This is a genomic window from Vibrio sp. 704, from assembly GCF_033339295.1.
Genome location: NZ_JAWOUH010000030.1, coordinates 1 through 21,795, shown reverse-complemented (window position 1 = coordinate 21,795; position 21,795 = coordinate 1). Strand labels below are relative to the sequence as shown.

At 41.9% G+C, this 21,795-nt stretch carries 20 protein-coding genes, 2 pseudogenes and 1 riboswitch; of the genes and pseudogenes, 11 read left to right on the top strand and 11 right to left on the bottom strand.

The window, feature by feature from the left end; all coding sequences use genetic code 11:
• Nucleotides 1–41 precede the first annotated feature (41 nt).
• Nucleotides 42–1,577, bottom strand: coding sequence for a putative bifunctional diguanylate cyclase/phosphodiesterase (locus R7R24_RS23120; RefSeq protein WP_182016965.1), 1,536 nt, complete (start codon nt 1,575–1,577; stop codon nt 42–44).
• Between the two features lie 368 nt (nt 1,578–1,945).
• Here R7R24_RS23120 and R7R24_RS23115 point away from each other — a divergent pair, with 368 nt between their 5' ends.
• Nucleotides 1,946–3,508, top strand: a complete 1,563-nt coding sequence (locus tag R7R24_RS23115; RefSeq protein ID WP_025576417.1) for a sensor domain-containing diguanylate cyclase — start codon at nt 1,946–1,948, stop codon at nt 3,506–3,508.
• 173 nt (nt 3,509–3,681) lie between these two features.
• On the opposite strand, the gene R7R24_RS23110 is transcribed toward R7R24_RS23115, so the two are convergent.
• Nucleotides 3,682–4,470, bottom strand: a complete 789-nt coding sequence (locus tag R7R24_RS23110) for a hypothetical protein (protein WP_025576416.1) — start codon at nt 4,468–4,470, stop codon at nt 3,682–3,684.
• Between the two features lie 63 nt (nt 4,471–4,533).
• Nucleotides 4,534–4,881 (bottom strand): annotated as a pseudogene (locus R7R24_RS23105) (hypothetical protein); the annotation flags it as partial.
• On the opposite strand from R7R24_RS23105, the pseudogene R7R24_RS23100 reads away from it, so the two are divergent.
• Nucleotides 4,847–5,257, top strand: a pseudogene (locus R7R24_RS23100) (type I restriction enzyme endonuclease domain-containing protein); the annotation flags it as partial. The pseudogenes R7R24_RS23105 and R7R24_RS23100 sit on opposite strands and share 35 nt — an antisense overlap.
• A gap of 107 nt (nt 5,258–5,364) precedes the next feature.
• On the opposite strand, the gene R7R24_RS23095 reads toward R7R24_RS23100, so the two are convergent.
• From R7R24_RS23095 to R7R24_RS23080, 4 genes are all read right to left on the bottom strand, one after another.
• Entirely contained in the window at nt 5,365–6,495 is a 1,131-nt protein-coding gene (locus tag R7R24_RS23095) for a hypothetical protein (protein WP_025575956.1), read from the bottom strand.
• A gap of 1 nt (nt 6,496) precedes the next feature.
• On the bottom strand, nt 6,497–7,924 hold the full coding sequence (locus R7R24_RS23090; protein ID WP_318119655.1) for a DUF6844 domain-containing protein: 1,428 nt from the start codon (nt 7,922–7,924) through the stop codon (nt 6,497–6,499).
• Between the two features lie 66 nt (nt 7,925–7,990).
• Entirely contained in the window at nt 7,991–8,602 is a 612-nt protein-coding gene (gene lpoB / locus R7R24_RS23085; protein WP_213883920.1) for a penicillin-binding protein activator LpoB, read from the bottom strand.
• An 8-nt stretch (nt 8,603–8,610) separates the two neighbouring features.
• A complete protein-coding gene (locus tag R7R24_RS23080; protein ID WP_025575954.1) occupies nt 8,611–9,993 on the bottom strand; it encodes a COG3014 family protein in 1,383 nt (460 codons plus the stop codon).
• A 343-nt stretch (nt 9,994–10,336) separates the two neighbouring features.
• Here R7R24_RS23080 and radC point away from each other — a divergent pair, with 343 nt between their 5' ends.
• From radC to R7R24_RS23065, 3 genes are read left to right on the top strand one after another with little or no spacing between them, the layout of a single operon-like run.
• Nucleotides 10,337–10,804, top strand: coding sequence for a RadC family protein (gene radC / locus R7R24_RS23075; RefSeq protein WP_025575953.1), 468 nt, complete (start codon nt 10,337–10,339; stop codon nt 10,802–10,804).
• A complete protein-coding gene (locus R7R24_RS23070) occupies nt 10,801–11,250 on the top strand; it encodes a DUF2787 family protein (protein WP_025575951.1) in 450 nt (149 codons plus the stop codon). Before radC ends, R7R24_RS23070 begins: the two co-directional genes overlap by 4 nt.
• 38 nt (nt 11,251–11,288) lie before the next feature.
• The gene (locus tag R7R24_RS23065) at nt 11,289–11,720 is read left to right on the top strand and encodes a DUF2787 family protein (RefSeq protein ID WP_020904487.1); all 432 of its coding nucleotides are present in this window, start codon (nt 11,289–11,291) and stop codon (nt 11,718–11,720) included.
• Between the two features lie 58 nt (nt 11,721–11,778).
• On the opposite strand, the gene R7R24_RS23060 is transcribed toward R7R24_RS23065, so the two are convergent.
• Nucleotides 11,779–11,988, bottom strand: a complete 210-nt coding sequence (locus R7R24_RS23060) for a helix-turn-helix transcriptional regulator (protein WP_025575948.1) — start codon at nt 11,986–11,988, stop codon at nt 11,779–11,781.
• A 77-nt stretch (nt 11,989–12,065) separates the two neighbouring features.
• Between R7R24_RS23060 and R7R24_RS23055 the strand changes: the two genes are divergently transcribed.
• The gene (locus tag R7R24_RS23055; RefSeq protein WP_213883922.1) at nt 12,066–13,055 is read left to right on the top strand and encodes a GTPase family protein; all 990 of its coding nucleotides are present in this window, start codon (nt 12,066–12,068) and stop codon (nt 13,053–13,055) included.
• A 107-nt stretch (nt 13,056–13,162) separates the two neighbouring features.
• Nucleotides 13,163–13,609, top strand: coding sequence for a hypothetical protein (locus R7R24_RS23050; RefSeq protein ID WP_213883924.1), 447 nt, complete (start codon nt 13,163–13,165; stop codon nt 13,607–13,609).
• Between the two features lie 40 nt (nt 13,610–13,649).
• Here R7R24_RS23050 and R7R24_RS23045 read toward each other — a convergent pair whose 3' ends face one another.
• Nucleotides 13,650–14,294, bottom strand: a complete 645-nt coding sequence (locus R7R24_RS23045) for an inovirus Gp2 family protein (protein ID WP_025575941.1) — start codon at nt 14,292–14,294, stop codon at nt 13,650–13,652.
• A gap of 444 nt (nt 14,295–14,738) precedes the next feature.
• Here R7R24_RS23045 and R7R24_RS23040 point away from each other — a divergent pair, with 444 nt between their 5' ends.
• Nucleotides 14,739–15,680, top strand: coding sequence for a hypothetical protein (locus R7R24_RS23040; protein WP_213883926.1), 942 nt, complete (start codon nt 14,739–14,741; stop codon nt 15,678–15,680).
• A gap of 210 nt (nt 15,681–15,890) precedes the next feature.
• Here R7R24_RS23040 and trmA read toward each other — a convergent pair whose 3' ends face one another.
• Nucleotides 15,891–17,000 (bottom strand): tRNA (uridine(54)-C5)-methyltransferase TrmA, encoded by a 1,110-nt coding sequence (gene trmA / locus R7R24_RS23035; protein ID WP_205391035.1) that lies wholly within the window; start codon nt 16,998–17,000, stop codon nt 15,891–15,893.
• A gap of 184 nt (nt 17,001–17,184) precedes the next feature.
• Nucleotides 17,185–17,385, top strand: a riboswitch (cobalamin riboswitch).
• Between the two features lie 55 nt (nt 17,386–17,440).
• Between trmA and btuB the strand changes: the two genes are divergently transcribed.
• The 3 genes from btuB to murI are packed head-to-tail and all read left to right on the top strand — an operon-like array spanning nt 17,441 to nt 20,863.
• Nucleotides 17,441–19,276, top strand: a complete 1,836-nt coding sequence (btuB, locus tag R7R24_RS23030) for a TonB-dependent vitamin B12 receptor (RefSeq protein WP_005378674.1) — start codon at nt 17,441–17,443, stop codon at nt 19,274–19,276.
• Nucleotides 19,277–19,335: 59 nt separating this feature from the next.
• On the top strand, nt 19,336–20,028 hold the full coding sequence (locus R7R24_RS23025) for an ATPase (protein WP_005378675.1): 693 nt from the start codon (nt 19,336–19,338) through the stop codon (nt 20,026–20,028).
• Between the two features lie 31 nt (nt 20,029–20,059).
• The gene (gene murI / locus R7R24_RS23020) at nt 20,060–20,863 is read left to right on the top strand and encodes a glutamate racemase (protein ID WP_064354402.1); all 804 of its coding nucleotides are present in this window, start codon (nt 20,060–20,062) and stop codon (nt 20,861–20,863) included.
• Here murI and R7R24_RS23015 read toward each other — a convergent pair.
• Nucleotides 20,826–21,281, bottom strand: coding sequence for an RNA-binding protein (locus R7R24_RS23015; RefSeq protein ID WP_064354401.1), 456 nt, complete (start codon nt 21,279–21,281; stop codon nt 20,826–20,828). The two genes, murI and R7R24_RS23015, sit on opposite strands and share 38 nt — an antisense overlap.
• Nucleotides 21,282–21,795 lie beyond the last annotated feature (514 nt).

The following is a 21,795-nucleotide window of genomic DNA, read 5'->3' as shown; positions in this document are numbered from 1 at the left end:
CAGCAATCCTCCACAGCATGCTGTTTGGGACAAACGCTCCTTCAGTTTTTGGGCCTGCTAGACACTGCAATGAAATCAACTTTATTGTCTTGCGAAGTTATATTTAATTTCTCTTTTAATTCTTCAACAGGTATTGGGTGGCTTAGATAGAAACCTTGGGCTTGTTCACAGCCTAACTCTTCAAGAATTCGTAACTGGTGATCGGTTTCTACTCCTTCCGCAACGACTTGAATTCCGAACCCTTTTGCAATGTCGATAATGCCTGAAGTGATCGCTCTTGAACGATAATCAACCGCAATATCTTTGATGAAACTACGATCTATCTTGATTTCATCGACGTCGAGTCTATTGAAAATTCCAAATGAGGTATAACCGACCCCAAAGTCATCGATAGAGAACGCTACACCAGACCTTTTCATTTTTTTTACTAGGCTTGCACATTTTTCTATATTCTTAAGTGTGGCTGTCTCTGTGATTTCAAGGCATAGGTACTTTGAAAGTTCAGTGTCTTGATTTAGCTGATACTCAATTTGATGAATACCCTCAATGCTATTTAGCTCAGTCGCTGAAATATTTACAGATACGCTTTGGATGACACGGCCTAGGAGCTGAGCTTCTTTAAGTTGCTTTGATGCTTGCTTGATTACTAGCTTCGTTAAAGCGCTACTAAGATTATTTTCTTCTGCCAGCGTGACAAATACTGATGGAGGTATATCTCCGTATTGAGAGTGGGTCCAGCGAGATAGCACTTCAACTCCCGTCATTCTCTTGTCTTTTAGGCGATATTTTGGTTGAAAGACTATCTGTATTTGCTCTTCTTGAATCGCATGACGCAACTCTATAATCATGCGTTGTTTTTGGAAATCTTCTTCAGCGAGTTTTTTGTCGTGGTATCGGATAGTATTTTTTGTTTTTTTTGCCTGAGCTAGAGCATATTTTGCCGACGACATGAGTTGCTTGACACTCTCTCCATCATACGGGTAGAAGGCCACACCAATAGAGCATGTCACATCAATCTCATGATTTTTTGCATGTTGATTAAACTGCTTTTGAACGCGAGCTAAGTGCAGAGCTATTTGGTTTTCATCATGCATTCGTACCAAACAAGCAAACCCATCAGAGTGTATTCGTGATGAGAGAAGAGGAAAGACCGTATGAGAGTCAATAGATTGTGCGATATCCTTTAGAAACTGACTACTTTTCGTAAAACCGAGGTGATCGGCTATGGGTTTAAAGTTATCAATATCAAGAAGAAAAAGAACGTAGTGTTCATCTTCTTTGGCACTTTGGATTTTTTGTTCTAGGTAGCGAAAAAATACCAAAGGGCTGTGTAAACCGGTTACAGAGTCAATGTCATTCGCTTGTTCAAGTTCTCGATTGTTCTTTTTTACCAGTCCCCACAGCAATAAAGATGTGACCACTATAAATAACATTCCCTTCAGTGATTGAACCAAGGTATAGACTTGTGTATTGCTCGATAGGAGTTCTACTGCTTTATCTGAGAACCAAACCCATAGCGACGCAAACACAAAGTAAGTAAAAACGAACTTAGTGGAGGATTTTATATCTCTTTTCATACTGACCACAGTATTATTTGTGTACTGCCCATGAGTAAGTTTATACTTAAATAAGTAAATTATCATTAAATTGCATGTCAATCTAGAGGCACATCACTAAAGTGTTAAAAATGTTACATCGAGCATCAATCACAGACTGTTAGGGCTATTCTGGCGTTTTAATGTATGTTGGTTAGTCACGTCTTGGAGTTACTCTCTATGGGGTTTTGCTCAAGATAACTCTAAGTAAGGAGTGATGTTTCATACAGAGTATTCAAAGGTCTGATTAAGTCTTTGAGTTAGTATAGATCTGTGAGTGGCAATGTCTTTTATATCTAATGAAAAAATGGATGATTTAACTTATGGAGTATATGGAGGAAATGAAACAGATGAGGGATAAGTTAAATCTGAGAAAGTTAATTCTGTGCCTGAGTGTGTTCAGTGTACTAGTCACTCTTCTTAATACTTTTCACTCCATATATAGAGTTCAGCATGAGCTGCTAGTTAACAATACCATAGAGTCCAACCGTGTATATGCCGTTAAAATGGCGGAAATAACGGATACTTTTATTGATTATGCTTTATCCCAACTAGAGTACAGCGCACCTATAATCAGCCGTAGAATGCTTGAACCGCTTGTATTGCAGCAAGAGGCAAATCGATTGCGAACTCAAACCGACTCTTTCAACTCTGTCGTAATTGTTAATGCGGACGGCGTCATCATATCGGTTTCACCAGAAACTATTGAAGTGAAAGGTGTTCAATTAACTGAAGAAAGCGCGTTACAGTCTCTAAACGCGAAAACTCCACTTATCACGAATCCATTTGTATCCCCTGCTGGTAACTATTTGACAAGCATGTCGTATCCTATCTTTTCTGAAAACGGCGATTACTTAGGCTATGTTGCGGGAACCATCTACCTCGATCAAAAAAATATATTAAGGACAATTCTTGGGCAGCATAGTTACAAAGATGGGTCATATTTGTATGTTGTCGATAAGCATCAGACGTTGATTTATCACCCTGATCCGCAACGAATTGGAGAAGTTATTACTAATAACGAAGCAATAAGAGCGGTAAGTCGTGGTGAGGAAGGGGGAAAAGCTATCGTTAACTCCCAGAGCGTTGGCATGCTCTCTGGATACGCGCCCGTAAAACATGCTGGCTGGGGGATTATTGCTGAGAAGCCAGAAGAGCGCGTTTTGTCTATGCTTGACGATCAAATGTGGCATATGTTTATAGAGTCACTCCCAGTTAGTGTTCTTATATTTTTGATTATTTGGGTTTCTTCTATTTTTATATCGAAACCTTTATGGCAATTAGCCAGTGTAGTCAAAAGTTTTGAAAGCCATAACTCTACCAAGCAAGACTTAAATGAAGTGAAGCCTTGGTATTTTGAAGCGTCATACTTGAAACGTTCATTTCTCAGCACGTTCAATATTGTATCCAGCACTATTGATCAGCTGCACCTAGATACTTTAACTGATCCCATGACTGGGCTACTGAACCGCAGAGGTCAAGGTAAGGCGATTGATACCTTGCTCGCACAAAAAACTCCCTTTTCTGTGCTAGTTTTGGATGTTGATTACTTTAAAAAAGTGAATGATAGCTTTGGTCATGATGTCGGCGATGATTTATTAGTCAGTGTGGCAAGTATGATCAAGGCTCAGGCACGAGAAGTTGATATTGTTTGCCGCTCTGGTGGCGAAGAGTTTATCGTTTTCTTAGTCAAAACCGACATACATCAGGCTAAACTCGTTGCCGAGAGAATCCGTAAATCTATTGCATTAAACAAGTTTGATGCCGTAGGGCATGTTACGATTTCTATCGGAGTGTCTCATTGGTCAGCAGAAGATGAGCCGATTAGCGAGACTCTTAAACGTGCCGATGATGCTCTTTATCAAGCTAAACATAATGGTAGGAATCGCACCGAACTCGATCTCTTCAAGTGAGAGGCCTGAAATTAATGATATAGCCCCATTATGCGTAGTGCTTAAGTATTAGGAAGGAGCAATCACCTTCCTAATACCTGATTTCAAGTATTAGGAAGAACAGAAGTCGGGGACGAATTAGTTTTGATAGGTGGCTAGAGGTGGTTATTTCACGAGACTTCTGCTTCGTTTCTTTACCATCTGCCCTCAGCATCGTCAGCCGAGTGATATGTTGAGTTATTCCCTTCAAATTTCAGCCGACCAAAACTTTCACATAATACATCAAGAGCGATGTTGCTTTCTAAGATGGTTTCTACAGGTACTGCGATAGTTTCATCGTCTGAGAAATCGTTAATATCCAGTTGATAGCGCTCAAAGCTGTGTTGTTCTTCGTCAGTTAAAGATGACTTAAGTTTGTGCTCAAATACTCGACCATATAACCAGCATTTGATATTTCCTAGTGAAAATTCAATAAGCGGTGCTTCACCATAAATCCCATCCATTCGATTGTTGGCTTTTAGCATAGAGTGGACCGTTAATATCATTGCCACACTGTATGATCTTCCTGCAACCTGTATTTCAGGACGCGCAAGCTCACACCAGTGATCCGAAGAAGATAGCTCGTACAGTTTATTGCTTCTAATCGTTGCTGCGTCAATGACCTCTTCGCGTAAGTAGGGATGAGAATGAGCCGTTCCAATGTATTGATAATCCTCGCCGAAAACTTTAGCGATATCTTTTTTTATTGAAAGAGAGAGTGGGTTCCATTCAACTGAAGAGCATTTTCTTTTAGCTGATGTTTCAACAGAAACATGATTTATCGTACATTTAAATGGGTGGGCTTTATTCGCATATCCCCAAAGGTGGGCCGCTGTCTCTATGGAGACTGATTTGCTGCCCTCGTGCTTTATCGCATAAGCCTCTAAACCAGCCATGATTAGCTCAAATATCGCACTTTTACTGACTGAAATTGTCGCGGTCATTTTCTCTTGGTTCCTATTATTGACGGTTATTTTCTTAGTTTGATGAGAGGTAAGACACAAGAGTTATTGGGCGAACTCTACATGTTCTTTCAGTTTGTTTTTATAGCGCTCATAAAGCGAATCCCATACATCTTCACTTACCATGTCTAGTGGTACGTATTCTTCAAAAATGACACCACTGTCGTCAGGGTAGACAAGCTCGGTATAAGCATAACGTGGGCCATCTACATAAAGCGCTTCCCAACATTCGATGCATTCATCTTTAAACCACTCTTTTGTGATTGGCCCAGGGTCGTTATCCAGAAGATGAATTAAGTTCTTAGAATCGAAGAAATGATGTTCTTCACTTTTGATATCAAGCAGGTAGCTAGAAAATAGAGCGATGGCTCTTCTGCAGAAATACCATAATCGCAACATTGAAACCGCGCAGGTGATTGAAGAGCTGATACAGTGGGCGAAAGAGATGCAAGCTGACGCTGAGATGATGGAAAAACTGGGGCTTTCCACTGATGAAATTGCGTTTTACCGTGCATTGGTCACCAACGAGGCATCTGTGCGCACCTTAGGCGATGACAACTTGCGCCAACTCGCTATTGAACTCACGCACCAACTGCGTAAATCGGCTACTGTAGATTGGCAGAAACGAGAAAGCGTGCGTGCGCGGATGCGCAACCTTGTACGCCGTTTATTGCGTCGCTGGAAATATCCACCTGATGCAGCAGAAGAGGCAATTAAGCTGGTTCTGGATCAAGCTGAAGTGCTGGCTGACGGGTGGTATGCGGCATGATTAAATGAAGGGCAAGGTCTGAGAGCCTTGCCTTTCCATTAGTGCTGACATTGGTCCTGTCTTATCATCCCACTTTCTGCTGAATATTATTTAAAGTGTGTTTGTATTTAGAGAATGATCCCTGTAGTTTTCTTTTCCTCTTTAGGCTTAACGACTTTTGGCTTCGCATGCTCTGTTTGCTTTCGTTTTGACTTCGTATAAGCGGACTTACGTGCAATACTATGATTTTCGATTTCTGCAATATTTCCTTTTACTACTTTTGCATAGGCAAACTTAGGCAATACTTTGGTCACTTCAATGGTCGCAACTTTGATTTCATCGTGGCCTAAACTCTCTTTTGTCACTGGATCGATAAATTTTTCACCCAAATTGAAGACATCAAAGTATTGTCCTTGCTTAACTGTATTGCCGCCCGAGTTCAAAACTAAAGAGCCATTATCGCCAACTAAAACCACTAACGGATAAATGTTATCTTTTAGTTGGTTAAATATTTTTTTCGAAGCAATATCAACCAGAAGATTCAAATTGTTTCTACTTGAAGTGGTTGGAATAGTTGCTGACCATTTCACTTGATTATTGACAACATCGAGAATTTGAAATTTTACCAAAACTTTAGAGCTATAGTAGGTTTTCACATCTTTAATGCTTTCCCCTGTGAGCTCTACGGTACGTGAGTTATCGACGACACTTTTGTTAGTGTTAGCAGTAACAACCTGACCAGTTACAAAATACTGTAACGTTGGGTCGAGTCTGTCATATAGTACTTTGAACTTTCGGTCTTGCACCAAAAGTTCTTCGACTTTTTTGCCGATAATAGTGCCTTTTGGGCCAGAAAAACTACCAACAGCGATTGTTCTTCTTTTGGCATTTTGATCTTTTATTTTCTCTCTAGGGTCAACCTCAACCTTAACCTCTAACTTTACCTCACAGCCATAACTTGAACACTTTTCATGTAGCACTTTGTACTTAACGTTCCCTCGCGAGTATGTTGCAGTGCCATCTGCCATAGAGTCGTTTAACTGTTTTGTCTTTCCGTCGTTAATTGATGTAAGGAGTGAAGTGCGGGCACTTTCAATAGATACACCTGAGACCTGTTCTACCGCACGCCTTAAACTGACATCAATAGCCTGATCTAATGTTTCTCCTTGCCCATTTGTTATAACTTTCTCATAACTTGCAGCACTAGATAAACATGAGAATAAGCTTGCTGCGCAAAGTAGTATAAGCCTTTTATTCATGTTAAAAATCCGCCACATCAAACATATCTTCCGATTCAGCCGAGTTAATGTTATCAGAGAGAGTTTCTGCTCCCAGGGCTTCTTGCTCCAGCTTTTCAGCACTCATTCCACTTGCCATATTTTTTGCACTCACAATCTTCTTAGGATGCCAAACGAGTACCGTCCCCACCATTTCATGCCCCATCACAGGGTGCTTACGACGCCATTCAAACTCAGTACTTACACCAGTCATATTTTGTACACTTGATGTCATTGAAGCACTTTGTTGAACGGATTTGATTAATTCATTAGTTAAGCCTGGGGACTTTTTGCGAACAGCACCCGTTATCAAATCGAACTGCTCAGCTTTACTGACACGGTTTTCCTCTGAAGTTGACTCTTGGAAATCGCCATTCAGATTATAGGTTTGTGCCAAGCTCGCCCAAGCGTTGTTCGTTGCAAAGCTCTTAGCTGCTTTACGTTCAATTTTTCTTTCCGTTGGTGAGGATGTATAAGTAACGCCTGCTTGACCGTATGAAATCAACATGGGATAGCCGTCGGAGTCATAGCTAACTTGAGTTCCTACCTTCAGATATAGACTGTCTTTTTGGTTATAGAACATATCGTAGATAGATGTCATTTTAGGGTTAGCTTTATCTTTCTGTGGTGTAATTTGACCGCCGGAATCGATCATTGCACGAACTTGATCTCGTTTATTTGCAGACAAAGCAAGAACAACCCCAACTGTCCCTTGACCAGAATCTCTGATTTCTTCATAAGTTTTGATAATCATCATTCCAGCCAAATCACCGTATGAAGACCTTATAGTCTGCTTGATCACTGACTCTTTAAATAGATCGCGCTTGATCGGTGGTGGGGCTGCTTCAAACTCTTTTGGATCAATCCCCATTTCTTGTAATTCTGCATCAAGTTTACCTTCTAGCACCGCAACCACTTTATCTAAGAAGCTCGCCATCTGAGAGTCACTCTTAAAATCCTCTTCAGTCGGGGTCGGCAAGCCGCTATTTTTTGTCATGGAGTAAAGCATGTTATTTTCGACACTGGTATTTAGTGTTTGTAAGTATTCTTTTTGCGCCTCTAATACGGCCTTATCTAATGCTGCTACTCGAAACTCTGCCCATCGAGGGTCATTGCGATCTGCCATGATTTCAGCAGAACCAGAATAAATAAATACACTATGTTGCTTACCCTGTTTATATAAGGTGCGTTTTACGTTTGACACATAAGCATCAAGCTTTTCATCAATGGCATCAGTGGTATCAACATCGTTTTGAACTTGGACCACATCTTTATCGGTTTGTTTGCCCGCAGCCTCTTCTGTTATTTCTGCTACCGTTGTTGTATCTACTAAATTACCTTCTTGAGATGCATGTGTTGGTAATGACAAGCCAGCGATTACCATTGCTGTAAGTAATTGGTTTAATTTCATTTTTAATCACCTAACCCTCTAACTAAAAGTAATGGGCAGCTTTCACTGCCCATCATTTGACGCTACCTACCAGCTCACACTTGAGCCATCCGCTACCTTGCCGACTACTCGCTCTCCTTCCCAATACGCTAAACCATTTTCTATATTGGTTAGTGACATTTGGAAATAGTACTCAATTCGTGTATCTCCGTTATCTAGAGTTGAGTCTCGCTGAAGGATTTTGCCTGATAGGCTAAAGTCTGGGGCTAGTACTTGGTTATCTCCTTTGACACTTGCCTGTTTGACCATTTTGGAATTTTTTAAATCACGCATTTTTTTTGTGGCATCGTCCTCACCGAATGCAGTTGTTACTAAGAATTTTCCTGATTGAAGTAACTTTACTCTTAAAGATTTGGTTAGCTGATCAGTGTCTAAGCGCTGCATAGTGTCATTCTCAATGCCACTTACATAAATAATGTATCGACCACCAACATCTGCTTGAGGGTGAGTCATCAATTTATTAGAAATAATGTCATCAGCCATTTCATTTGCTGCTTTCGAGAAATCAGCGTAAGAGAGGGCTGCTACCACATTTGTCGTTGTATCAGCAGCATCAATATAAGATGTGGTTGTTTTACAACCAACCAAGCTCATCGCAGCTACAACAGCTACAACAGCTGCAATTGTCAATTTTTTCATGTTTATCCTTAAATATTTACGACTTTTACGGATGGTTCTATTAATGGAGAGACCGCTTTCACGTAGATGATGTGTTTGTTAGATTCTGTACTAAGCTCAACTGGAATAGTGAAAGATCCTGCCTTTATTTCAACTGTATTGTGTTTGGCTTTGATTCGAGTTGCTTGATATTCACTCGGTAGGGCTGAGAAAGTTCGAATATCAGCACCAGTAGTCACCATTTGTAAAATGGCTAATGCATCACCAAGTAAAGCGTTTTCATCTTTAACTTGTTTTTGAGCGATGGTTTTTAATGTTACTCGGGTGATTTCACGAGCTAAAATATATGGAAACTCCTGATCGAATTCGGCACTAATTATCTTATCCATATCTGCAATAGTGCTGGTCTTTGAACCATTAATTGTAATGCTGTCAAATGTTGTACCGCGTTTTTTCAAGGTAGGAATTGCGATACCAGCATAAGATACATTGTTAGACAGTAAGAAAATTGGCAGATCAATTCGACGCTCTTCTTTCACTGGCGATTTGCCATTTTCAAAAATCACCCAAACTTGATCTTTTAGCTTAGATTGGCTTGGATTTTTAACCATACTACGTGCCAATTGATAGTCCGCTTTGGCAGCAGGTGAACCAGTAAGAGAGTGTACACGCTTGAAAGAGTTAGCAGCTTTTTCAAAGTCTGACTTAGATTTACCTGTGATGAGTAAATGAAGACCGTAAGAGTATGTAGTAAAAGGGTTTACGTAGCCTTCATAAGGTTTCCATTGGCCTTGCTCAATACCTGCTTTTTTTAGTGTATTTTGTGTCAAATCCGATTCTATGGTCTGCTTTACCAAAGCGCTTGACTCACCAGCTTCAGACTCCAGTTCTTCGCTTCGCTCCTTAATGATATCTGCAAAATGTTGAGCAGCTCTACGCTGTCGCTCTTCTGCTCTATTTAGTTCAACGCGAGCATTTTGATAGTCATGAAGTGATATAAAATTCCATGCTTTAATGGTATTTGTCATGATGCCGTCGTAATGCGCTTGTTCGTAAGCCAACATGGCGTCATTTCCAACCATTGAACCAATAAGCTCAACTCCCTCAGAAGCAGTACTTTCCGTATCTTCTTCTTTCATCATTGTTTCTGTTTCATCAAGCAGCTTGGTGGATAATTCGTATTCACCTGCATAGTTCAAGCTTGCACCAGCTTGCAATGTCCATAGTAGGTCGCTTGTTTCACCTGAATCGTTATCGTAGCCAGCATGTTCTAAGGCTACTTGAGATGCTCCCGAAAAGTCACCAGAATCAAGTTTTGAATTGAAGCTATCGAAGTCGTTTCTCTGCATCATACTTGTACAGCCTGACAACATAACCACACTGATCGCACTGCTAATTAGTTTTATGTTCATTGACTTTATTGTTATCTAAATGATTGATTTTTTGAACTAGAATCACCTTATACTCACAAATAGCACTGCAATCAAGCTCTTAATGTGTGGTTAATTAACACTTTTAGTATTATCTGATTATTGAATGCTATTTATTTGATTTATGTCATTAGGCTCACATGCATCTCTTGCCTTTGAAAGTTGAGTGTATCTACTAAACGTAAGCGAATATCGATTGTTATCAGCAGGGAAGCTCTTTTTATCTCAATTGGACCATTTCATTATGTGTAGCAGTAATGAAAGGAATTTCAGATAGATATTATCTTCGTGTATATCCCAACGGTTTCATTTTTAGGAGCTTTTTATGCACGAAAACAACTACTATTTTGATGGTCCTGTCACAGCAGATAAGGTGCTCGACGCGGCCGCTGAAATCCTTGCCACACGGGCTCTCCGAGGCGAACAATATTGCAATCCCGAAGCAACAAAAACCTATTTATCTTGCAAATTAAAACACCATGAAAGAGAGGTGTTTGCGGTGATGTTTCTAGATAATCAGCATCGCCTTATTGCTTTTGAAGAGCTCTTCTTTGGCACAATTGATTCGGCAAGTGTTTATCCCCGAGAAGTCCTCAAAGCGGCTTTAAAAGTCAATGCCGCCGCACTCATCTTTGCTCACAATCACCCTTCTGGTGATGCCACACCTTCCCAAGCCGATAAACAAATTACGCAAAGGCTCAAAGAGGCTTTAGCGCTGGTGGACATTCGAGTTCTTGATCATATCGTGGTTGGCGATAGCGCCATCTCTTTTGCAGAAAGGGGGCTACTATGATCCAGAAAACATCGGGTGAACTGGAATTGCAGGATAGCTTTCATCGAGCATTGCTTTTGATAATCCAACGTTATTCGATTCCTCCACAAGCTCAGCGTATGGTCCTGAACTGTCGACAAAGACGCTATTACCAGACGGGGCAGGGGCTTCACCCCATTGAAATACAATTTCGTCGGACTTCGGCCAGTGAAGATTGGCAGGTCGTCTGTTTAGCGAGTTTTTCTTATTCGGAAAATAAACCGAGTGAGATGGAGCCTGAACTCTACTTTCATCTCTTCAATCTTTGGTGTTATCAACCAGATAGCGGTGCTGCAAGTCTCGCACACCCGCAAGTGAAAGCGCTGTTAGATACTTGGCTGAACGCGCTCTCTCGACACCTTACTCAGTCCCTCTTTGATGACATTCAGTTATCGATGATTCAAACCTTCGATGAACACCACTCATGATCACATTTTAACCTCGGCCACTTTTAGGAGATCTAGCCATGTCTATACTGAATTTTACGCCGTCAGTGCTGCCTGTTTCTAATAAGCTTCTGGCGTTATTAAACCAACATTGTCATGCCTCAATGGAATCAACACAGTCCACCAGCCATGCCCTCTCTATCCATTTTCGAGACAAAAGCTATAGCGCGGAAGAAGGGGGATATCATCCGGTTGAGATTGGCCTCAACATTGTGAATGGTAAAACGGTTGATATTCTCTACATTACCGATTTTGCGTATATGGGGAGCTATTATCCGGAGTTAGAGCGATGCATTGATTTTGACTTTGGCAATCAAGTCGCTTTTACCGTCGCCACGGGATGGCAAAGCATTCGCTCTCCAGGTTTCGATGAGCTGTATCAAATGTGGGAGCAAAACTTTCTTCAGTACGTCGAATGGGAGTGTTACGACGACATTCAGATTTCTCATTAACTTTTATCAATCTAGCTAAGCTTTAGCCTGCTGCTTTATATCTCCACCAAAGAATCAATCAAACTTCTGGTTGTGGTAATCCCAACTGTTCATCTCGCTCTGTCACTCTTTCTAATATCCAGTCTTGGACCTCGCTTTCTACCCAAGCCACGCTGCGAAAACCCAGTGATACCGATTTAGGGAACTTACCCTCTGCCATGAGCTTGTACATATACGCACGGCTCAAACCTGTATTACCCAGCACTTCTTTTAGTCGAATTAGTCTCATTTTTCTGTCCTCATGATTTGTTCGTCATAAGGAGGTAGCTAGTTGTAATTTTTCCGGACGCTAACTAAGGAGCGCTTATGTCCGAACAGCACGATCTTTTCACTACGCTTGAAAGTGAGATACGCCAGGCATCCCTCAATGAGCGTACTCGCACCAAGTTACTCGATAACCTCAAACAAATGAGAGCCACCGAGCTCAACATCCTCATTACAGGAGCCACCGGAGCAGGAAAAAGCTCAACGATTAACGCTCTCTTTGACATGAGTGTTGCAGAGGTGGGCATCAGTTGTGAGCCGCACACGCAGGGTGTTACGCAATATCGTCTGAACAATCTTATTCTTTGGGATAGTCCTGGTCTGGGGGATGGTATCGAAGAAGATAAGCGCCATGCCCGCTTATTGAAAAATACGCTGAGAGCGAGAGATGAGCAGAACCGTTTCGTGATTGACTTGGTACTTGTGGTTCTTGATGGTAGCTCACGCGATTTAGGTACACCTATCACCTTGATTAACGATGTGCTTATTCCTGCATTAGGCGAAGACGCACAGCACCGTTTAATCATCGCCATTAATCAAGCCGATAATGCGTTAAAAGGAAATCAAGCCTGGGACTACGAAAGCAATACACCGACACCCGTGTCTAAAACTTATCTTGAAACCATGGTGCGCTCGGTTCATCGACGCGTATTGCGTGCAACAGGGGTTTATCTAAAACCCGTCTACTACGTTGCGGGGCACTGTGATGGATTGGCCAAGCAACGGCCCTATAACCTTTCCAAGTTGCTGTATTTGATTGTTGAACGTTTACCAAAAAATAAACGGGTCTTACTGGCGAATCGCACGCTTTCCCCTCGACATGAGAGTTGGAAAGACAACGATGCCAGTGATTACAACAAAAAAACCAGTCTTAGTTTGTGGGAGGCAATCTTCGACACGACGACTCAAGGTGCGCAATACGGTGAAGAGATAGGAAGTGTGTTTGGCACGACAGGTAAGCACCTGGGCAAAATTATAGGCGGTGCACTAGGGGCATGCTTAGGCAGTTTACGCTATCTCTTTGGCTGGTAGATAAGCGCCACTACGGTTACATCTCTCAAAGCCAACCTCTCTTCGACATAAGTTGTCGCAACCACCTTTTAATATCAACTCATTGAATAATAGATAAAGGATATCTCATGAAACCTATTGTAATTACCGCAGCACTAACACTGCTTATGACCTTTACTGCGTCTGCTGAGGGCTACAAAGTCGAATACAAAGACATCAACACCCGATGGGGACCAAAAACGAAAATATATGTAACGTCCCTCTTTGACTACTCGACTGTCTTCGGGATCGAAGTTAACCGAGGTAACTGTGAAGTCGCTAGACCAGAAACACCAAAGATTACCGTCAACAAGAATAAGTACAGCCAATCTGAAGAGTTACTCAAAAACATGAGCAACCCTGATTACAAAAAGCCCTCCAGTAACAACAAGTCTATTGGTGTGAAATGGCTTCCTTATCCCGAAGTGGATTTGAAGTACGGAGAGTCTACTGGTTATGTCACTACAACGCCCTGTAGAGTCCTACAAATTGACATTCACTCTAGTGAAGGGAGTTACCGCTTAAATGCGGATTAAACAACTGAAAGGCCACAGGGGCCTTTCTTTTTTTGTAAACTCAATAGCGACTGTAACCGAAGCTTCTTCCGTTCCCAGATAGTTTGCTTTCTTTTTTAGCAAAGTAACTAACACGGTAAAAGGCTTGATTGTATTGATTCTCATAGAGCTCTTTATCGCACCTCTTATTGATTTCACACGTGCTGCTCTTAGCGAAATAAATTGCACGATTTGCCTGTTCAACCGAAAGACCTGTCGCACTTGCCCAAGCCTTAGCAATCATTCCAGAAACGTATTCTCCCGTAACATCATCGTAAGGTCCCATTCCTTGAAAAACATCACCATTTAGCAATACGGCAACGTGATAGTGAGGGTTCTCTGAAGTGACGGCCTCTTTGCACCAAATAAATCGTGGCTTAGAGTGGCGGTTGTGCGTCTTACGTTTTAGGTAAGCACACATCATCGCTTTGAAGGACTCTTGAAATTTTGTGATTTGCTTACTTGATACTTTCTCGCTTGAAAAACTTTTGGGGTATCTTAAATCGATACGAAGTAGCAACGTTCGAGAGTATTGCTCTAGAGCCCGATCAAAAGTGTTTTTAATAGCTAAAAGGCAGGAAGGTATTAGAGGTCCTTTCTTGGAGTATACCGGTAAGTCCATATCATCGATGGTGAGTATTTCTGCATGTTCAAGATAATTGTTCATTTCTATCATTCCTATTGGTTAGTGTTCTCAATAGGTAGATAGGTTGTTGTAATTAATTAGATAAGATTCATATAAATACTATTATTACCGACAGTCTTTCACTCCATTCCTCCAGCCACGTATCTTTGTTCAACAAGGCTTCCAGTGGCTTCAAAACTTGCAAAAGTTACTCTGATAAAAACTACCCATCAGTTTGGCGAAACGCCTCTTTCCTTTTCAAAAAAACAGACATCAAACGATGTCATTTTGCCAATCACGTCATGCCTGAGCTTACGCTGTCACATAAGAACAGGTCTAATCTCCGTGATTTCTCAATGAAAAGGCCATGATAACCTTGCTAAAGCTAGGTTTGGCGGTGGATTTTCTTTCATATTTATACTTGAAAAACACCTTAAAAACATTTAAAAAATACCTAATAAATACTTTAAAATTACTGAGTAATAAATGGCTAGTGTTGTCGAGAATATAAATGTAGATAGTGACCCTAGGTTTCTTTTTGATGTGAGCTTTGAGCTAAACATTGTAAGTAATCAGGATGACATCGACTTAAGAATAGACATTGCGAAAGATGCGGTTAGGAAGGGTAAAGTTGAAGATCTCAAGCAAAAAAGAAACCGCTTTGCAGAAAGTAATGTCGCTTTGAGTGAATATGAATGGATTGATTTTAGAGATTACGAGACATGTTATTTTGTCTGGTACTTCATGCTGCTCGGTTTTCGTTGCAAGACCAATAACACTAAGCTGTTAAACAGGAATCTGAACATGGATTTCAAGACGGTTTTCGCTAACAGTCACTTAGGTCGTATCACTACTATTACAGTGCCGAGCTTTCGTGAGAATAACTCTAAGTCAAAGATGCATACTATTCTTTATTTACATTACTTGTTTTCAGAAAATAAAGTTGATGCAAAATCACAGAAAGAATTGTTGTATGCTCTCAAGAGGAGATATCTTGAGTTTAGGCAATCAGCATTCTTCAAACTAACTTTGGAAGACAATAGAGACAGGGCTCAATGGACAGAAAGTAGGCTAGAGAATGACGGCATTTTTCTACCCATTGAGATTCCTGTTAGTGCAAAAGCGCATAGCTTATCGTTAGCGATATCGTTCTTTTTTTGGGACCAAAGCTCTCAGTTTTCAATAAATACCTCAGGTGAGGAGTACATTGTTGGCAAAAGTGTGTACGTTCATAAACTGAATCTTTCATGGAATCAATATAAGCATAGAGAGAAGAACAAGCTTAAAAAGGTTAAGGCCTACAGTTTTGAGATGGAGGAGTCTCTGCAAAAGAAAATTGATCACCTGTCTAAAGCACTTGATATGAAGAAAAACAAGCTTATTGAGTATCTCATCGAGCAGGAGTACACCAAGCAAACTAAAAAATAGCCTAGATGTTTTAGTTCTCAGAACGGATTGGTTATAAAAATGAGCGCGTACTGATTTTTGATTTTAGTTATGTCCGAAACAAAAACGCCACGAGCAAAGCTGGTGGCGTTGACATCAAATCCAATCATAGCAATCGAGCATTTTAGATGCTCCCGTACCCCAAGCCGTACCCAGAGTGATTTTTGCTACAATTAAAAGCCGTTTAATCCCTTACTTAATGCGCTCTAGCAGTACACCTGCTTCCATGTGGTGGGTATAAGGGAATTGGTCAAACAGAGCAAAACGCGTCACGTTGTGTGTTTCGCATAGAATGTCCAAGTTCTCTTTTAGAGTCTCAGGGTTACAAGAGATGTACATGATGCGCTCGTAACCTTGCACCATTTTACAAGTATCGACATCCATCCCAGCACGTGGTGGATCGACAAAAATCGTGTTGCAGTTGTAGCTCTTCAGATCCACACCTGCATCTTGTAGACGACGGAATTCACGCTTACCTTCGATCGCTTGAGTAAATTCCTCTGCCGATAGACGTAAGATTTGTACGTTATCAATCTTATTGGCGGCGATGTTGTACTGTGCAGATACCACAGATGGCTTCGCTAGCTCAGTTGCCAGTACGCGGTCGAAATTCTGTGCCAACGCCAGCGAGAAGTTACCGTTACCACAGTAAAGCTCTAGTAGGTCGCCAGTGCTTTCTTGGGTACAGTCGACCGCCCATTCCAGCATCTTCTCTGCGACTTTGCCGTTCGGCTGAGTGAAGCTGTTCTCTACTTGTTGGTAGATGTAGCTTTGACCATTTACATCGAGCTTCTCGATCACGTAGTCGCGGTCTAGGACAATCTTCATCTTACGAGCACGACCAATGATGTTTAGATTGAAGCCTTCATCATTTAAACGCTGTTTAAGGGCTTTCGCGTTTTCAATCCACTCTTCATCAAGTTGGCGATGGTAAAGGAGTGAAACCAGAATCTCACCACTTAGTGTCGATAGGAAATCCACCTGGAACAGTTTACGACGTAGTGAGTCGTTGTCTTTCATCGCTTCAACCAATAGCGGCATCAGGTCGTTGATCAGACGGCTTGCAGCAGGAAATTGGTCAACACGGTATTTCTCACGAGTTTCTTGGTTGAACATGATGTAGTAAAGATCTTCGCCTTCATGCCAAACACGGAACTCAGCACGCATGCGGTAGTGCTGCTCTGGTGATTCAAACACTTCCAGTTCTGGCATGTTGTATGGCGCGAACATATCCGTGAGACGTTCGACTTTTTCTGCCAGTTGTTCTTGGTAGCGTTGTGGGTTTACATCAAGAGTAGCCATGATCTTACCTTTTATGGTGCATTCAATTTAAGAGCGCAGATTTTATTCAATCTCAATAGGATGTCCAGTTTTGTACTGGAATTGATTTAAAGATAGTGCGTACAGGCAGAGTAGAAAGCAAAATCAATCAAAACGTTACAACTTCTAAGGGCAATATTGGCTGGACAAATAATCAATAGCTGAATAATATTTGCCTCAAGTTGGTGCTATCTAGCAATCTAGATGGCTGAAATGGGAATCTGGTGTAAATCCAGAACTGACGCGCAGCGGTAAAAGAGAACGAACGCTCATCAGACACTGCATTAGTTTATGTGGGAAGTCGAGCAAGTAGGCGGTACACCCGTGCTCTTGAGTCCGAATACCTGCCAACAACTGAGCCACAGCACTGGACTGTCATGACGACAGGGCTCGGAAGGAATTACGCGATTTAGGACAATACAATGAGAAAATCCGCACTGGCGATCACTTTGGCATCGCTGCTTTCACCTGTCTCTTATCTACAGGCCCAGGAAACCTCCACTGACGAAACCATCGTTGTTACGGCAAACCGTTTTGAGCAAGCCGAAAGCCGTACGTTGGCAGATGTCGAAGTAGTTACTCGACAAGACATCGATCGCATTCAAGCGAAAACCCTACCAGATGTATTGCGTCGCCTTACCGGAATTCAAGTTTCACAAAATGGTGGTCGTGGTCAGTTAGCGTCTTTATTTGTTCGTGGAACCAGTTCCGACCAAGTTTTAGTACTGGTTGATGGCGTACGTTTTGCACGAGCAGCGAAGGGCGCTGTGGACTTTAACCAAATCCCACTTACTTACGTTCAACGTATTGAGTACGTGCGTGGTGCGCGTGCGTCACTTTACGGCTCAGAAGCGATTGGTGGCGTGATCAATATCATCACCATTGCGCGTGCTGACGAAGAAGGAACGAAGTTAAGTGCGGGTTTAGGTAGTTTAGATTATCAAGAATTGAGTGTGGCATCTGGTATTAAAGTCACAGAGAGCGGCCAGCTAAATATCGCGCTTGGTAGTGAAAGTGATGATGGTTATAACGTTCGTCCTGTACCGGGAGTTAATGACGGTGATCGCCATGGCTTTGATACAAAGAATGGTCTGCTAGGTTACGTGCATAACTTCAATGACCAGTGGTCTGCATTTGGTAACCTACGTGCTTACGAAAATGTTTATCAATATGACAGCAGCTACGGTAGTCGCGGTTACTACGAAGCAGAAAAAGACGATCTTTCTGTCACTCTGGGCGGTAAGTATCAGTCTGATAATGTGATGTCAGAACTACAAGTAACAGCACAGAAACAGAAGTCTTGGAACTATGAGCAAGCAAAAGGCAAACACTCAGGTACTGAAGATGAACTTGAGCAGCAAAATGTCCAGTGGACCAACAGTTACTTGCTAAACAACAATACGACGTTGGCTGGTGGTATTGATTGGCGCAACGAGTCTTATAAAGACAAGAGTGCGAATAAAACGTTTGATCGTACCAATGGCGCTCTGTTTGGTATGGCAACCACTAGTATTGATAAAGCAATGCTCGAGGGCAGTGCTCGCCTTGATGATAATGAAGAATACGGTAGTGAGTTCACTTACAGTTTAGCGGCTGGTTACCAGTTTGTACCAGAGTTTGGGGTTAAAGCCTCTTTTGGTACTGCGTTTAAGGCTCCAAACCTATATCAGCAGTATGACCCGACATACGGTGAGAAAGATCTGAAGCCGGAAGAGTCAGATGCTTGGGAGCTAGCATTCAGCGGTGATGTCCAAGGCGTTTTTTGGTCCGTCACGGGTTATGACTATAAAATCACGAATCTTATCGATTACCATCCAACCACGTACAAATATTTGAATGTCGATGGTGAAACACATATCCAAGGTGTGGAGCTTGTTGCTGAGTTTGATACAGGGATTGTGCAGCACCAGTTGAGTGCAGATTACAAAGATGCTGAAGACGATAAAGGGCATCAGTTGCAGCGTCGCGCTAAAGAAATGTATAAGTGGAATGCTTTAGTGAGCTTCGATAAAGTGGACTGGTCGGTTAGCTATCAGTACGTCGGTAAGCGTCCAGATGTGGATTACAGCACTTGGCCTTCACAAGATATCACGCTTTCTTCTTACTCGTTGGTTGATACGGCAGTGACTTACTATCCGAATGAGTCGACCTCTATTAGCGCTCGTATCGATAATCTACTTGATGAAGAGTATGAGATGGCAAAAGGTTACCCCGCTGCAGAGCGAGCGTACTATATCAACGTTGGCTACGAATTCTAATCGTGAATGAGCACAAACCGCCTTCGGGCGGTTTTTAATATTTTGTGGTGGAAAATCGAATGAAGAAACCCAAGCGAGTGGTGATCAGTTGGTCCAGTGGTAAAGATTCGACATTAACGCTTGAGCGCCTTAACGAGAATCCAAATTATCAAGTTGTCGGTTTGTACACGACTTACGTAGGGAAAGAAGTCCCTTTCCAAGCAACTCCGCTTGAAGTCGTACAAATGCAAGCAGACTTACTTGCGCTTCCGCTCATTACTATCGAGCTACCTGAAATCTTTCCAAGTAACGACATTTATCAATCGACCATCGTTAATGCATTACAAAGTAGTGGTCTGAACATAGAAGCTGTCGCATTTGGTGATATGTTTTGTAATGGCATTGCCGATTACCGACGCAGCTATATTGAACCTGTTGGCTGGGAATGCGTCTTTCCTCTATTAGGGGAGAGCAGCGAAAAACTAGCGATGGAAATCATAGAGCGTGGTATTCAAACTATGTTAATCACCATCGACGGAAGAGTTCTCCCTCCAGAATGGTGTGGTCGCTGGTATGACAAAGCCCTAATAGAGTCATTACCAAGTCAAATTGATCCCTGTGGGGAAAATGGTGAATTTCACACATTGGTCACGTCTTCGCCATCTTTTCAAGGACATATCGAGTTGACGAAGCGAGATGTAGAATCTGGAGATAGATTCAGCCATCAAAGATACCATGCTAAAGCATTGCCAAAACAAATCTACGCAGTATGATCGCAACGTTTCTGTTCTTTAGGTAAGACTCGTGCGAGTAGCAAGTAAGAAAAAAGTCCTAGTTTTTGACTCTGGTGTTGGTGGTCTTTCTGTATTCCAAGAGATACATCGCCTATTGCCCCAGCTAGACTACTTATACTTATTCGATAATCAGGCTTACCCTTATGGTGAACTCGATCAGGCTGTACTCGTTTCACGAGTTAACCAACTGGTCTCTTCTTTAGTCGAAGAACACCAAGTCGACATTGTCGTCATTGCTTGCAACACGGCGAGCACCATAGTGCTTCCTTCCTTACGCGAAAATTTATCGATTCCCGTTGTTGGTGTTGTCCCTGCGATTAAACCCGCATCGCTTTTAGCATCAAAAGGGGTAGGGCTGATCGCCACTCCGGCGACAGTAACACGCCAATATACTCACGAGTTAATACGAGACTTTGCGCAAGGCAAACCAGTTGAGCTGTTGGGATCAACTCGCTTGGTGGATATGGCCGAAGAGAAGTTGCGAGGCAACAGCGTTTCTCTAGACGAACTGACAAAAATCCTGCTTCCGCTTCGCGATAAAGTAGACGTTGCGGTGCTCGGTTGTACTCACTTCCCTTTAATCAAAGAGGAAATTCATCAAGCTTTGGGTGGGGACGTTACTTTAATTGATTCGGGTGCAGCCATTGCACGTCGAGTAAAAGCATTACTATTAAGTGATGAAATTGAGGATACGGAAGAGGGAAGTAAGTCGATTTATGCCAGTGCAACTCCTTGGCAGGAAGATGCACTGAACATTTGTTTAAAGAAGCTAGGTTTTAATCCTGTTCTGGTTTACCACCATCCGGGTGTTTAGGATCGTTCGCAATTCTAACTTTTAGCGTTCTTTCCATATATTCCTTTTCATTAAGTTTAGCGATAGCTGGCTTGGCATCTGCCGCAGCCATCACGACAAAACCAAACCCTCTTCTTTTTCCAGTGCGCTTATCTTTCATTAAGCGTACTGCATAGACCTGTCCATATTCAGCAAACAAATCGCGAACGTGACTCTCATTGGCCTTATAAGGAAGGTTGCCGACATACAGAGTTTTAGTCGATGGATCCGAGTCCGTTGATTGAATAGAAGGTGTCTGGCTAGAAAATGAAAATAAAAAAGCAGTAGCGATAACACCAATGAGAAAACTCAAGGCTGGTGGGATGGTGACTTGAGAGAAGACGATTCCCCCAACGACGGCCAGCCCAACACATAAAATCAGATTTTTTTTAGACGTCATTTTAATTACTACACATAGTGATAAAGAGATCGATTGTCCATTAACAGAATAGACACATGAATCTTACGTATATGGTTGGTGTTTTTCCAACCAATTGCTGTGATATGTCTCAAATGTGACGAAGAAATATGCAAATATCACGCTTTTGGCTAACTAATGACCTGTTGAAAGTTTTTTTGCAAAAAACGCTTGTACTAATTTCTCAACTCCCTATACTGCGCATCCACCGACACGGAGTGAGACGAAAGTCACACAGCGAGTCGGAATTGAGAGAAAAGAAATTTGAAAAAAATGCTTGACTCTCTCACGGTGTGAAGTAAGATACGCACCCCTAACGACGAGCAACTAAGTTGCTGAAAATGTTAGAAAAGCTCTTTAAAAATAAGAACCTATCAATCTGTGTGGGCACTCGTTGATGATAATCCAATTAGATACCTCGGTATCAAATTAGGTTTCAATGAAACGAAGTGACCATTGAATCGAAAGATTCAGCACAGTCAATTCAAACATTACT